Raw genomic sequence first — 15626 nt, forward strand, 5'->3', positions numbered from 1 at the left:
AAGAAAGCTGTCTAAAAAGTAATCGCTATACTTTTTAGACAGCTAACAGTTATTTGAATTAATTTGACATAGACTCTTCTGCAACCATTTCTTGAATACGTTTTAAAGCACCTGGCTCCATCTCTTCAACAGCTGTTCCTGCTTCTTCTAATGCTTTCGCATAACGGAATTGATGGAATGCCTCTTCAGCTTCTTTTAAACGCGCATTCAATGTTGGATTCGAAGCACGATGACGATTTCCATACTGAATAATACGTTCAATAAGCATAACATTTTCTATTAACTCATGTGCTTTGACTTTTACATCCTCTACGCACAGTGTGGCAGCATTTAAATTATTATGAACAGTCCCCATATTTAATGGTACTTCTTGCAGGCTTTGCATAACAATGTAGATGTGCTCTGCAGCCTCATCAAGACGTGCATCCATTTCCTCAGGGATTCCTGGGATATTGGCCTTGTTCAATAAGCGATCTGTATCTTGTAATATTTTCTTTAAATTTTCAACTTGAGCGCGGGCTTTATTTTCATCAATTCGAAGCTTCTTCATTGTATTTGATAAATGTCCTTGCTCCTCATGAATTCGTTCAAGCTCTTCACTAATTTCGATTAATTCTTCCTGTAAACTAGAATAAGCCGATTTTTCTTCTCTCACACGCATAGCTAATAAGTCGTAGCGACGTTGTAATGCTTCCAATTGCTTTAATGCAGCTTTCGGAATTTCTGCATCCTTTTCGTTCAAATGATAACTTTGCTGCACATAGGTCGCTTCATCATTCACTAATTTTGTTGAAGAAATAACATTAGTGATGGAGCTTAATAGACGCTCACAATTTTGATCAACGTAATTTTTAGCAATAACCTCTTTTTCAAGTAAATCATAAAAATGATCGATTTCTTCATTTATTTCTGTCACACGAGGTTTAACTACTGTTAAATTAAGCGCTGCTAAGTCTTTTTTTAATTCATCAAACTCTTTTTCATACTTATTTAATGCCTCAGTCAATTCTAAATGCTGTAAATAGTAAGATTGATCTTCCATTTCACGTTGACCATTCCGCAATTCCTGAACCGCTCCTGGTAGCTTCACTTGTAATTCCGTTAAAATAGTTGGGACATCATTAATAAATTCAAAGGTCTGCTGTGATTCTTGATTTAAACTAATGACAATTTCGCGTGCTTGCAAATAATTCCCATCATTTGTCAATACATCAAACTCTTCAAACTTTTGTACAAATGTTTCTAGCTTTTTCTCAAGTGCAGGTAACGCTACACCAAATGAATGTTGGTGAGCAAGCAAAGTCTTTCTTGCAGAGCGATAATATTCCTTTAATTGTTCAATTTCAATTCGATTTTTTTCTTCGCTGCCAATTAATTCATTCAGTTCTTCTAAAATTTTATCTTTATCTTGTTCGCATTTCTCAATATAATCTTCAATTTCACGTTCTATAAACGTCGCTTTTTTAAAACGAAGTCGATTAATTTGATCCTCAGCATCAAATAGCAATGAATCAATTTTAGTCATATGTACATCGATGACCTCATCCCAAGTATTGCGCCATCGTTCAAACATTTCTTCCGTTTCACCGTTCATGTTTAAAGATTTTACTTTTGAAATTTCTTCATTTATAGGATTATGTTGAATTTGTAATTTTTCATTTTCAAGTTTTGCAATGATTGCAACATGTTTTCTTCGCATCATAAATCCTACTATGGCTAAAATTAATAGTAGGATAATCGGAATGATGATATACTCCATCGTAAGCCTCCTATTCTACAATAAACGAATTGGCTAGTTGTCTTTATTATATACTATGTTTTCGCCTTTTGTACTAAAATTTAAGTGTTTTTCAGAAAACTGTATTTTCGCTATTGTGAAATACTTAAATAGCGCATCTATAGAGCTAAAGGAGTGGTAAATTATGAAACGTGATGGGCATATACATAGTCCTTTTTGTCCACATGGCAGTTCAGATTCTTTCGTGCAATATATTGAAAAAGCAATTTCTCACCATTTCACTGATATCACCTTTACTGAACATGCCCCATTACCAAAAAATTTTGTCGATCCTACCCCGCAAAAAGATAGCGGAATGAATCCACATGATCTCATGCCCTACTTTGAGGAATTGCAACACCTACAAAAACAGTATGCACAAGATATTCGCATCCGAATTGGGTTAGAAGTTGACTATATCCAAGGTTTTGAACAAGAAACTCGGCAATTCCTTGATACATATGGACATTTTTTAGATGATGCGATCTTGTCTGTCCATTTTTTACAATGGCAAGATTCCTTTGTCTGTATCGACTTTTCTCCTGAGTGCTTTATTGATTTTTCAAAAAAAGTTGGCTCTGTTAAACAGGTTTATGATTTATATTATGATACTGTCCTACAATCCATTAAGGCCGATCTTGGTCCATACAAGCCGAAGCGGATTGGGCATCCATCTCTTGTTCATAAATTTCAGCTAGTGCATAATGAAAAAATCAATGATGCCCCACGCATCAAAGAAGTATTAGACAGCATGAAATGTGGAGGCTATGAGCTAGATATAAATAGTGCTGGTTTAAGCAAACAATATTGTCAGGAGCCTTACCCTCCATTTACTTTTATCAAGTATAGTCAAGCTATTGAACTGCCATATGTATTTGGTTCGGATGCACATAGCGCAACGGACTTACATCAACATCATAATGTTATATTACCAATATAAATAATTTTTAAACGAGGTGCTTATATGTTTACAAAAATTAATTACGAAGGATCAATTGCTGGCCAATATCTGACATTATCCAAACAATTAGATGCACTACTGACTGGCGAAACAGATTTGATCGCCAATTTAAGTAATGCCTCAGCACTTTTAAATCAGTTTTTAACTGACATTAACTGGGTTGGCTTTTATATCCTACAAGAAAATGAGCTTGTACTCGGACCATTTCAAGGTCTTCCAGCCTGCGTGAGAATCCCCATTGGTCGTGGCGTTTGTGGAACATCCGTGGCAACGAAAGAAACGATTGTTGTCAAAGATGTGCACGAATTTCCAGGACATATTGCCTGTGATGCTGCTTCACAGTCCGAAATTGTGATTCCATTGATAAAACAAGGCAAGATCATTGGTGTCCTTGACATTGATAGCCCCATTGTGAGCCGTTTTTCAGAGGAAGACCGCAATGGCTTAGAACAATTTGTCCAAACATTACTTCTTCATTTATAAAATATTAAAAAATTGCCCTGAAATGTTTTATATTGTCATTTCAGGGCAAATTATTTGTACAACCATAGACATTTCGACTTATTCGCCTATACATTAGTTTGATAAGAGCCGTCATGAATACAAAAACGATTTTTCCCACTATTTTTCGCTTCATATAAGGCTGTATCAGCATGTAAAAAAACAGATTGGAATGCTGGTCGGTCTCGTTCATCCCATGTTATGAGGCCCGCAGAAATAGTTACTTGTGGATCTGTAGTACTCGGAATAACCTCCACAATGGCGGATGCTAATTCTAATGCTTCCTGCTCCTTAATGTTTGGTACATAAACAGACATCTCTTCTCCGCCCCATCTTGCACAAATCCCACGACTACCAATCGTCTCTTTCAATTGGAGTGCAATTTGCACAAGAATTTTATCCCCTACTTGGTGACCGTACGTATCATTGATGCGCTTAAAATTATCAATATCAATTAACAAGAACATCCCAGATTGGTCGTATTCAAGCGACTTTTCTACAAATTGATCGAGATAACTGCGTGCATATAGTTTTGTTAAATGATCCAAATCGACCATTTCCTGAAGTTGTGTTCGTAAAATTGAATTTGCAATGGCTAAAGAGGAGTGATGAATTAACGATTGCATTAATTTAAAACTATCGAACGAAAAGAAATATGGCTCTTTATGTAAGACAATACTAAAACCATTGATCTTTTCTTCCATTAATATAGGGATCGCCATAATGGAACGGTACTCAATTTGATTCGCTGTTAAACGACTGAAATCGGCAATAAACAGTGGATCATTCGTTTGAGCAAAATGCTGCTCAACATGTTTTATATAGGTCTGCCCCTCTTCTGCATTGAACAAAGATGTACTTGCGCCCGTCACTTCAAACGTATCATTTTTTTTAAATGCGAAACAAACTTCCATTGGTTGAAAAGATTTCAGTAACTGCTTTTGTAGGAAAAGTAACATTTCATGAATGTCAATCCGCATATTTAAACGATGTGATGTTTCATTGATGAGTTGTAAATCGCTTACAAGACGATGCGATTGATGATATAATTTTGCATTTTCAAGTGCATTTCCTGACGCTTGTGCAAGCATTCGTACGAAGTCTTTTTCAGTCGTTGAAAAAAGATAAGTCGTTGGTGCACTTACTTGCAAGATGCCATAGATAGCTTGCCTGCCCTTTATCGGCGCATTTAACAATCGACAATTTAAATCACTCGCTAGTTCTGTTGTTAACTCTCCTGATACAAAAGCCTCAATTGTAGCAGGTCTTTCTGATAAATAATCAAAAAGCTTAATATCGATGGTCGTATGTCGATCTTGATCATTCGATAATATAAGCTCTACATTAAACTCTGGGAAATTATCCCTTATATTTTTCAATACATTTTCTAAAATTAAATCAATATCCATTGTTGAATGAAATAAATCAGTCATATTATAGAGTTTTCTATATTGATCTTCGTTTATTTTGACATCTAAATTGTCCCTCATCATTTGAAGAACCTTCGAAAGTATTTCTATACACTCTTCACCATAATCCGAGGTCATAAAGTCATTCCAAGACTCTGATGCCTCCACAAGTAATACACCAATGGGATGTTTGCCCTCTGCTTGGAAAAGCACCATATCTGTCATCATTGAATAGGCCTGTCTTGCTTTTATTATATAAGGAATTTTCACTACTTTTTGTTGATAAAAACTAGCTTCGATCATCAGCCATGACACAGCATTTAGCTTTGTTTCAATTGTTAATGAAGCCATCTCCTCAATAGGTATTAATGAATTACCTTCAAAGCTGAGAAAAGCTGCATTATCAATTTTCAAGTGCTTCTTTAGACACTGTTTTAATGAATAAAAATACCCATTAAAACTAGCTTGTTCTTCATTAGAACTCACCCAAAAGCTCAAAACATCAGATTTTATATATTTTAGCGTTTGTAAATGGTCTGTCATGAAATCACCTTTTCTATATAACGTCCAAATCAATTACTATTAACTTATAATATATTATACATAATTTGTGTCATTTTGACTATGTAATTATCCCTTACTTTTACATTTTACATTACACAGCGTATCATTAACTATTTTCACATCATTTGAAATAGGTCTTAAGGAATTTCCTACTATGAAAACTCATGATGAAATTTTATATGTTAATAATTGACGTCCTTGCCCTGAGCAGTTACAATGGAGTTTGTGTAAAATAAACGCAGCAGTGGTATAAGCTTATAACTGTATTTTATTCCTCTATTTTCATATGTACAACTACTTAGATTCTTCAGCAACGGAAATTAGATGGTGTATTGTGTAACCTAACGGCTGCATAGGCGAAAATACATGAAAATAAAATGCGTGTAAGAATGGGTACTACTGGTTTTTGTTTTACAACAAAAAAACCAAATTTAAAGGAGGAGACAACAATATGTCTCGTTATACAGGTCCATCTTGGAAATTATCACGTCGTCTTGGTATCTCACTAAGCGGTACAGGTAAAGAAATCGAAAAACGCCCTTACGCACCAGGTCAACACGGTCCAAACCAACGTAAAAAATTATCAGAATACGGTTTACAACTTCAAGAGAAGCAAAAACTTCGTCATATGTATGGTATGAACGAACGTCAATTCCGTACACTATTTGACCGCGCTGGTAAAATGAAAGGTGTTCACGGTGAAAACTTCATGATCCTTCTTGAAACTCGCCTTGACAACTTAGTTTACCGTTTAGGTTTAGCTCGTACTCGTCGTGGTTCTCGTCAATTAGTTAACCATGGTCACATTTTAGTAGATGGCAAACGCGTTGATATCCCATCATACAGCGTAAAACCAGGTCAAACGATTTCTCTTCGTGAAAAATCTCAAAACCTTGCTGTTGTAGCAGAAGCTATCGAAGTAAACAACTTCGTACCTGACTACTTAACATTCGACGCTGACAAAAAAGAAGGTACATTCACTCGCCTTCCTGAGCGTTCTGAATTATCAGCTGAAATCAACGAATCATTCATCGTAGAGTACTACTCTCGTTAATGACAATAAAAGCCCTGAAATCCCTTGTATATCAAGGTTTCAGGGTCTTTTTATTGTCTTCACCATTTTATCCTAATTCCTATGATAATCAATTCGAACCAACGTTTTTTCCGCTTTTAATCATTAGTGCGGAAACGAATCCGATACTAAGTGTGATAGCTAGAAGAAGAAAGGCTACAGCAAAGCTACCAGATTGTATCAAATAAACAGATATGAATGGTGCAACACTTGTTCCAGCAAATAAAATGACTGTATACATAGAGACCGCAATCCCTCCCATATTCCAGCCTAACTGACTAACAAGTGTTACTAATGAAGGAACCGCCAGTGCAATCCCACCGACAAATAAAATACTAATAATCGTTAAACCAGCTATTGTTGAAACAAAGCTCATCACCGTTAGTGAGATAATCGAAAGACATAAGGCCAATTTTAATACAAATAGTACATTAAAACGCTTCGCTAATTTACCTGCAAATGGTGACATCACCATTCCTACTATCCCAAAGGCACGAATGTAAATGAGGTTCTGACTTTTCATACCAAAGGAATCACTCGTTAAATATGCCCCCAAAATAATGTACATACTGACAAATGACATTAATAAAACAAATGCAATGATATAACTAAATATCAAATTTCTATTGGTGAAAATACTACCAATTCTCTTCAAGGGAGCCCATATATTTTTGGTTTCATTGTGAACGATTCCCTTCGGTAAGATCCACACGACTAACAAAGCAGTCATAGCATACACTACTGCAAGCACATAAAAGATGACGTGCCAATGACTATGTTCACTTACATATCCACTAAATACCTGACCAACTATACCCGCTACAAGAAATCCCGTACTAATAAAACCAACTGTCCCAACTTTTCGATCATTTGGAAAAACCTCAAGAGTATAAGCAAGCGCTACTGGTGAAAATGTAGCTGCCGCAAGCCCTTGTAATCCTCTCATTAGAAGAATAAAAGAAAAATCATTAACTAAACCTAGAAGTAACGTTATCACACTTAATGAAAAAAGCCCAAATACGATGACATTTTTACGTCCATATTTTTCTGATATTGCACCATAGAAAAAACACCCTAGCGCAAATCCAAGTGAAAAAACACTTGATGTAAAACCTGCTTTAGACAATGAAATATGAAAATAATCACTGAATAAACTAATAAGAGGTATTGTTAAATAGAGGCTCGACATCACCACCATACCTGTCCAGGCTAAAATAGTTGTCATTAAAGTATAATTTGCGCGATTTCCTGAAATTACAATGTTCATTAAATAAATCACCCTTTTAGTTTGATTAGCTTATAGTTAGATAATCTAATTAAACAACTAAAAATTAAACTGTATCAATATAGCTACAGTTTAACGTTCCACCTTTAGTTTTCTTTGTATAGATTTTAATAATTTACTCACTAATTTCTCGAATACTTTTCGTTCATCAGGTTCCAAATCGATTAAATTAGAAGCACATGACGACCAATAAGTCGGTAAAACCTCAGCGATAAAAGTACGCCCTTCATCAGTTAAACTTACATAGATCTTCCTCCGATCTTCTTTACTATGATTCCGTACAACAAGATTTCTCTTTTCTAGCCAATCCAGCATTGATGTTGCTGATGCCCTCGTAATTCCCAATCGTTTAGCTAAAGCAGACGGAGTCGCACGTCTCTCTTCATGTAGTGTCAGCAATAATAATAAGTCCAATTTACTTTCTGTAATTCCAAAAGGAGCTAACTCATTGTCTGTTACATCTAAAACATGATCACTTAACCATAACAACATTAATCCCAATTTTGCATCTTCTTGATTTGTCTCACTTGAAGAGGACGCCTGAATCAGTTCAATATATGGCTCTACCCCTAACACTGGTAAATCATCTTCATTCGTGTACGTTTTCTTAAGCTTTGTCATTGAATCACCTTTTAATTAGATTATCTAACTATTAACCATTCTAACTATAAAATTAATCTAATGCAAGAACTTTTATTTCCACAAATTTCTTCAAAATAAAGCCACTATTTTTTAGCGCAGACGTATTTCATTATAACGAACAATAATTATTCCCCTCTCATATGATGACAATCTTATGTACTTTAAAATAGTAATTACACCGTTTCAAAATAACATAATCACTACCTTAATAATAAAAACAAAATATCAGTTATTTACTATTCAACTACTCATAAAAATAGAACCATTTTCTAAAAAATATATTTTACTTTCATAGTAAAATATTTTTCAAACTACATTAAATTCAATATTCTTATACAAAACTACTTTCTAAACACCCTTTCAACACCTTAACTTTTTTGTGAAATAATAACATGAATAAAATGAACAATTTTAATAAAAATACGAGTTGAACTTTTACAAAAAATAGAATACGATGAATTCCGAAAGGTGGTTCACCATCATTCAAGCAATAATAATTTTTTAAAAGGGGTTGGAAATATGTCAGACGTTCTAAAGCAATTTGTTATGCCGAAAACAAACTTATTTGGACCTGGAGCAATTCAAGAAGTTGGTAAACGCTTAAACGATTTAGAAGTGAAAAAGACATTAATCGTAACAGATGAGGGATTACACAAATTAGGTCTCTCAGAACAAATTGCAAACATCATTACAGCTGCTGGAATCGATGTAGCAATTTTCCCTAAAGCAGAACCAAATCCAACAGATCAGAATATTGAAGATGGTGTAGCAGTATATCATGCTGAAAACTGCGATTCCATTGTTTCTCTTGGAGGAGGCAGCGCACACGATGCAGCAAAAGGTATCGGACTTATTGCTTCGAATGGTGGACGCATTCATGACTATGAAGGCGTTGACAAATCACAAAATCCATTGGTGCCATTAATTGCGATTAATACAACTGCTGGGACAGCAAGTGAAATGACTCGATTCACAATTATTACAGATACAGCACGTAAAGTGAAAATGGCCATTGTTGACAAACATGTAACACCGTTATTATCCATTAATGACCCCGAGCTTATGATTGGCTTACCACCGGCTCTAACTGCGGCTACTGGCGTAGATGCATTAACACATGCGATTGAATCCTTTGTTTCTACTAATGCTACGCCAATTACAGATGCATGTGCTGAAAAGGTACTTCAACTCGTTCCTGAATTTTTACCGCGTGCTTATGCGAACGGTGCTGATTTAGAAGCGCGTGAGCAAATGGTGTATGCTCAATTTTTAGCAGGAATGGCCTTTAATAATGCATCGCTTGGCTACGTGCATGCGATTGCTCATCAATTAGGTGGCTACTATAATTTACCACATGGCGTGTGCAATGCTATTTTATTGCCACATGTTTGCCGCTACAATGTAACAGCACGTACAGAACGCTTTGCTCGTATCGCTGAATTATTAGGAGAGAATGTGGAAGGATTAAGTAAACGTGATGCCGCTGAAAAGGCTATTACAGCTATTGAAAAGCTATCACAAGATTTAAATATTCCTAGCGGCTTCCGTGCATTGGGTGCAAAAGATGAGGATATCGAAATCTTAGCGAAAAATGCAATGCTGGATGTTTGTGCTGAGACTAACCCTCGTAAAGCAACACTAGAGGATATTAAACAAATCATTACTAATGCAATGGGGCCTCTTGCGAAAAAAGAGGAGTCACTCGAAGCGGTTGTCCTTTCTTAATCGAGGAATTCATATAAGCCTACCATGACAATAGATGGAGAAAACGCTTGTTTTCTCCACTTTTTTATAGGTTCAGTATACATACATTGTCTATACTAGAAACTCTCGCTATACTTTTCTTAAAAAGAATAGGAGAAAAACGATATGCGTTTAATTTCAATTTGTCCTAGCAATACAGAATTAGTCGCTTATTTAGGGCTGACAGACCAGCTCGTTGGTGTCGATGATTTTTCTGATTGGCCAGCTACGGTTAAAGATTTACCACAGCTTGGACCAGATTTATCCATTAATATGGATGCATTAGAGGCATTACAGCCTGACCTTGTCCTAGCTTCCTTAAGTGTGCCTGGGATGGAAAGAAATATTGAAGCATTGAAAGAAAGAAAGATTCCCCACATCATTTTTAATGCAAACTCACTAGAGGAGATTGCTCAGGACCTTCTGACACTTGGAAGAGCTTGTTATGTGGAAAAACATGCACAGGCCATCGCCGAACAATACATGGATTCTATCGAAAAGATGCGTTCCATTGCACAGACTATCCAAAAGAAACCTACTCTTTATTGGGAATGGTGGCCCAATCCTATTTTTACACCAGGAAAAATAAACTGGCTTACGGAAATTAGTGCTATTGCAGGTGGGGTTAATTTATTTCAAGATGTAGATCTTGCCAGTGTTCAAACGGATTGGGCAGATGTCGTTGAGCGAAAGCCCGACTACATTATGATGGCTTGGGTAGGTGTAGCATTTGAGCGTATACAGCCTGCTAATTTATTAAAACGTCCACATGCTAAAGAGCTACATGCCGTTCAAATGAAACAGCTTCACGTAATGGAAGAATGGCTGTATTGCCGCCCCTCTCCACGGCTGATCGAAGGTGCCATAAAGCTTGCGAACCTATTGCATCCTAAAGAATATAAACAGATAAAACCTCCAAGTTTCTTATAAATGAAAAAAAGCAATATCCCCCTGAACAAGAGGATGTTGCTTTTTCATTTATAGAAATTAAACGAACTTCACCATATGATATTTTTTCTTCCCACGACGCACAATGCTGAATGCATCCTCTAAACGGTCCTTGGCATCGAATACATATTCTAAGTCCGTCACCTTCTCACCATTTACACTAATCGCACCATTCGATACGTCCTCACGGGCTTGACGTTTTGAGGATGAGATCCCCGCTTCCACAAGAAGGTCTACAATATTTTTGTCCTCTTTAGCCATTTCAATAGAAGGAACATCTTTAAATGCATCCTTCATTTCTTCAGCTGAAAGTGCTTTTAAATCCCCTGAGAATAAAGCTGCTGTAATACGAATGGCTTGCTCTAATGCCTCTTGACCATGAATTAAACGAGTCATTTCTTCTGCAAGTGCTTTTTGAGCCTTACGTAAATGTGGTTCTTCTTCTACAGAGACTGCTAATGCTTCAATTTCTTCACGAGAAAGGAACGTAAAGATTTTTAAGTATTTGATCACATCTGCATCAGCAGCATTGATCCAGAATTGGTAGAACTCATATGGAGATGTTTTCTTACTATCTAACCATACAGCACCACCTGCTGTTTTACCGAATTTTGTGCCGTCTGCTTTCGTTACTAAAGGAATCGTAATCCCGAATGCTTTCGTTTCTTCCTCATGTGTTTTACGAATAACTTCTAAGCCTGTTGTAATATTACCCCATTGGTCAGAGCCACCTACTTGTATACGACAATTGTAGTGATTGTATAAATGATTGTAATCAATACCTTGGATTAACGTGTATGCAAACTCTGTAAAAGAGATTCCTGTGTCTAGACGAGAAGCAATCGTATCCTTTGCTAACATGTAGTTTACGTTAATTAATTTACCGTAATCACGTAAAAATTCAATTGTATTGATATTGCCAATCCAGTCGCGGTTGTTCACAAGCTGTGCACCGTTGCCATCTTCTGCAAAATCAAAAATACGTTCTAATTGGCTACGGATTCCTTGGACATTTTTATCGATTTGCTCTACTGTTTGTAATTGGCGCTCTTCTGAACGACCAGATGGGTCACCTATCATCCCTGTTGCACCACCAACAAGTAAAATTGGACGGTGACCAGCTTTTTGGAATCGACGAAGTGTTAACAATGGAACAATATGTCCTATATGCATGGAGTCTGCTGTTGGATCTACTCCACAGTACAAGGATACTGATTGCTCATCTAATAATTTTGCCATGCCTTCTGTATCTGTTTGTTGGTATAGCAAACCACGCCATTCTAAATCTTGTAATAATTCGTTTGTCATATTAATTCCTCCTAAAAATGGTTGAAATGCGTTACGTGTATGGGCTTATTTAAATAAAAAAGTCCCTACACGCAAATAATTGCATGCAGGGACGTTAAGTTACAAACTAACGCGGTACCACCCGGCTTGAAGATGTCATCCATCTTCCACTTCATTCAACCGCCTTTATCGCAGGCGCGCACGTCTAAGCTCCAAGCACGTAATTCGTCTCTACACTATGACCAGTTTTCACCAACCACTGGCTCTCTAAACAGGGAATATAGATACTACTGCAAACTCTTCATCACTAGAAAACTATAAACATTATTCTATACGAATCTATTTCAAAGTCAATAACTATGTTCGAGCTAAAACATTATGTGCTATAATAGACAAGATTTTAGGAGGTCGATACATTGAAAGATTGGATTGAAAAAATCAATGCGAAGATCGATGAATTACTTGAACAAAAATGGATGAAGAAATTACGTATTTCAGGTAGTGTTACCTGGAACTTATTTTTACTATTTTTAGTCTTTGCATTGGTAGGCACTGTATTTGTCGGATCAGTTGGAGCTGGGTATTTCGCTTCTCTCGTAAAAGAAGAGCCATTACGCTCAAAAGAAGAGTTGCGCAATCAAATTTTTAGTTATGAAGAAACCAGTGAAATTTATTTTGCCAACGATATTTATATTGGGAAGTTACGGACAGATTTGGATCGCCGTGAAACATCACTTAGCAATGTAGCACCAGATGTTGTGAATGCTGTTCTAGCAACAGAAGACGAATATTTCCGCGATCATAACGGCATAGTACCAAAGGCGGTTGTTCGTGGTTTATTACAAGATGTCACTAACTCTGCTACGCAAACAGGTGGATCTACCCTTACTCAACAGCTTATTAAAAACCAAGTACTAACAAACGAAGTATCCTATGAACGTAAAGCTAAGGAAATCTTACTGGCAATGCGTTTAGAACATTTTATGACGAAGGAAGAAATATTAGAGGCTTACTTAAATATTATTCCGTACGGTCGTAACTCTTCAGGTCGAAATATCGCTGGTGTTGAAACAGCCGCTGAAGGGATTTTTGGTGTGAAAGCTAAAGAATTATCTCTTCCACAAGCTGCTTACATAGCTGGTATTCCACAGGCACCATTTGCCTACACACCTTTTACGAATACAGGTGAACTGAAAAGTGAAGAAGCTTTAAAGCCGGGTATTGATCGTATGAAAACGGTACTATATCGTATGAAAGAAGCTGGTTATATTGACGACGCGCAATACAAAGAAGCTTTAGATTATGATATAGCGGCAGATTTCCGCGGACCAGAAATGCGTGCGGAGGATCGTTACCCATGGCTAACATATGAGCTTGAAGCTCGTGCAAAAGAAATTATTGCAGAGAAACTAGCAAAAGAAGATGGGGTTGACCCAGAACGATTAAAAGCAGAAAAAAAACTAAAGGATAAATACACAATTTTAGCAGATCGTGATGTTCGTTCAAAGGGCTATCGTATTTACTCAACCATTAATAAAGATATGTATGATTCCATGCAAAAGGCCGCGAAGGACTTCCAGTATTACGGTCATACGTATACTGGTAAAGGAAAAGATCCTGTCACTGGTGAAGAAATAGATATTGAGATGCCTGTACAAGTGGGCAGTATTTTAATAGAAAATACTACAGGGAAAATTTTAAGCTTTGTCGGTGGTCGAGACTTTAAAACAACACAAGTAAACCACGCTACACAGGCTTTTCGCTCTAACGGTTCTACTATGAAACCATTACTTGTTTACGCTCCTGCTATAGAATATGGGGTAATCGGTGCAGGTAGCCCACTCGTTGATGTGAAATTCTCGATTGGTTCCTGGAGTCCAAGTAACTATATTACGAGTGATGAACGAGGTCTTATTCCAGCTCGTGAGGCATTAGCAGACTCTCAAAATATTTCAGCGCTCCGTTTATATAATGACATTATTAATAGACGCCCTGCTGATTTATTAGTAAAAATGGGATTCACAAAATTACATCCTGATGATTTTACAAACTTAGCAACGGGTATCGGTGCTTTAAGTGAAGGGACTACTGTTGAAGAAAACACAAATGCCTTTGCAACTTTTGCAAATGGTGGACAATTCATTGATGCTTATATGATTGATCGAATTGAAGACCAAGAAGGAAATATTGTTTATCAACATGAAGTGGAACCTGTCCAAGTGTTCAGTCCCGAAACATCTTATATCGTGACAGATATGTTACGTGATGTTCTAACGAAGGGAACAGGGACAATGGCACGAAATACGTTAAAATTCTCTTCTGATTTCGCTGCAAAAACAGGGACTTCTCAAGAGTATAAAGATGTTTGGTTAGTTGGCTATAATCCAAATGTATCCCTTGGTGTTTGGATGGGGTACGATCAGCCTCGTACACTTTATGCATTTAACAATACGTATTTACAGCCAAGTGTTCGTGTCAATAAGCTATGGGGCACTTTAATGAATGCTGTTTATGATGCAGACCCTCAATTAATTGATCCGCCGACAAGCTTTAAGGCGCCTAAAAATGTTGTGACTGCTTCATTCTGTGGTATTTCAGGTATGGCACCTTCTGCCGCTTGTGCAAACGCAGGTCTTGTACGTTCAGATTTATTTAATGCGAAAGTATTTTTACCGTCACAGCCTGATGATAGCTTAGCATCTTCAAGTGTTGTAACGATTAAAGGAAAAACCTATAATGCTCTGCCAAATACACCAGCAGAATTTGTTAAATCAGGTGGTGCAGGCATTAATCAAGCATTTATCAAACGAATGCTAGGAAGACTTGGTGGTAACCCAGCTAGTCTATTACCAAAGAATTCAACATTGTCGAATTCATCTGTATCAGCAGTTGATTTCCCAGCGGACGATAGCCCACCAGCAGCTGTAACAGCTACAGTAAATGGCTCGACATTATCATGGTCAGAGTCATCAAATGATGTTGTTGGTTATCGTATCTACAACGTTACGAATGGTGGTAACACACTTGTAACGTCTGTGCTAGAGTCAACACAAAGTATCTCTGTTGCTAGTGGACAAGCATATGTTGTGGTCGCTGTAGACATTACAGGTCTAACATCACCACAGTCTAATGTTGTTTCTACTGGTGGTAGCGAAAATGAACCTGACCCAGAGGAAAACGAGCAAGAACCAATTCCACCAACAACGCCACCTACAAATGGCAATGGCTCTGGTAGTAACGGTAATGGTTCTAATAATGGGAATGGCTCTAATAATGGTAACGGCTCTGGTAATAACGGCAACGGCTCTAATAACGGCGAGGGCTCTGGTAACAATGGCAATGGCAATGGAACTGAAAACCCGGAAGATGGCTCAAATGGAGGAGACAATGGCAACACCCCTCCTCCTGACACATCAACAACAAGACGCTAATCTATG

General features: G+C 37.1%; 11 protein-coding genes and 1 other annotated feature. Of the genes, 6 read left to right on the plus strand and 5 right to left on the minus strand.

The genetic code is table 11. The features are described 5' to 3' along the window. Window positions 1–58: 58 nt before the first annotated feature. A complete protein-coding gene (ezrA, locus tag NST76_RS16225) occupies window positions 59–1759 on the minus strand; it encodes a septation ring formation regulator EzrA (RefSeq protein ID WP_036118869.1) in 1701 nt (566 codons plus the stop codon). A gap of 163 nt (window positions 1760–1922) precedes the next feature. Here ezrA and hisJ point away from each other — a divergent pair, with 163 nt between their 5' ends. After that, on the plus strand, window positions 1923–2717 hold the full coding sequence (hisJ, locus tag NST76_RS16230; RefSeq protein WP_089934184.1) for a histidinol-phosphatase HisJ: 795 nt from the start codon (window positions 1923–1925) through the stop codon (window positions 2715–2717). Between the two features lie 24 nt (window positions 2718–2741). Then, window positions 2742–3221, plus strand: coding sequence for a GAF domain-containing protein (locus tag NST76_RS16235; RefSeq protein ID WP_036118867.1), 480 nt, complete (start codon window positions 2742–2744; stop codon window positions 3219–3221). A gap of 86 nt (window positions 3222–3307) precedes the next feature. Here NST76_RS16235 and NST76_RS16240 read toward each other — a convergent pair whose 3' ends face one another. Then, the gene (locus NST76_RS16240; RefSeq protein ID WP_036118866.1) at window positions 3308–5191 is read right to left on the minus strand and encodes a GGDEF domain-containing protein; all 1884 of its coding nucleotides are present in this window, start codon (window positions 5189–5191) and stop codon (window positions 3308–3310) included. Between the two features lie 472 nt (window positions 5192–5663). Between NST76_RS16240 and rpsD the strand changes: the two genes are divergently transcribed. Next, window positions 5664–6266 carry a 30S ribosomal protein S4 gene (gene rpsD / locus NST76_RS16245; protein WP_036118865.1) on the plus strand — a complete coding sequence of 201 codons (603 nt, stop codon included), beginning with the start codon at window positions 5664–5666 and terminating at the stop codon, window positions 6264–6266. An 88-nt stretch (window positions 6267–6354) separates the two neighbouring features. On the opposite strand, the gene NST76_RS16250 is transcribed toward rpsD, so the two are convergent. Next, entirely contained in the window at window positions 6355–7551 is a 1197-nt protein-coding gene (locus NST76_RS16250; RefSeq protein ID WP_089934187.1) for an MFS transporter, read from the minus strand. Between the two features lie 90 nt (window positions 7552–7641). Next, the gene (locus tag NST76_RS16255; protein ID WP_058843400.1) at window positions 7642–8190 is read right to left on the minus strand and encodes a MarR family transcriptional regulator; all 549 of its coding nucleotides are present in this window, start codon (window positions 8188–8190) and stop codon (window positions 7642–7644) included. Between the two features lie 540 nt (window positions 8191–8730). Here NST76_RS16255 and NST76_RS16260 point away from each other — a divergent pair. Together NST76_RS16260 and NST76_RS16265 are read left to right on the plus strand one after the other, a co-directional pair. Continuing rightward, complete coding sequence (locus NST76_RS16260; protein ID WP_036118859.1) at window positions 8731–9936, plus strand: iron-containing alcohol dehydrogenase; 1206 nt, start codon at window positions 8731–8733, stop codon at window positions 9934–9936. A 144-nt stretch (window positions 9937–10080) separates the two neighbouring features. Continuing rightward, a complete protein-coding gene (locus tag NST76_RS16265) occupies window positions 10081–10884 on the plus strand; it encodes a cobalamin-binding protein (protein WP_330492998.1) in 804 nt (267 codons plus the stop codon). Between the two features lie 57 nt (window positions 10885–10941). Here the strand turns inward: NST76_RS16265 and tyrS are convergent, their stop codons facing one another. Then, a complete protein-coding gene (gene tyrS, locus NST76_RS16270; RefSeq protein WP_342544148.1) occupies window positions 10942–12210 on the minus strand; it encodes a tyrosine--tRNA ligase in 1269 nt (422 codons plus the stop codon). An 84-nt stretch (window positions 12211–12294) separates the two neighbouring features. Then, window positions 12295–12503: a binding site (T-box leader), on the minus strand. Between the two features lie 102 nt (window positions 12504–12605). Here tyrS and NST76_RS16275 point away from each other — a divergent pair. Next, entirely contained in the window at window positions 12606–15620 is a 3015-nt protein-coding gene (locus NST76_RS16275) for a transglycosylase domain-containing protein (protein ID WP_340809354.1), read from the plus strand. Window positions 15621–15626: the final 6 nt, after the last annotated feature.

It is taken from the genome of Lysinibacillus sp. FSL W7-1291 (assembly GCF_038593415.1).
Classification (GTDB): domain Bacteria; phylum Bacillota; class Bacilli; order Bacillales_A; family Planococcaceae; genus Lysinibacillus; species Lysinibacillus fusiformis_D.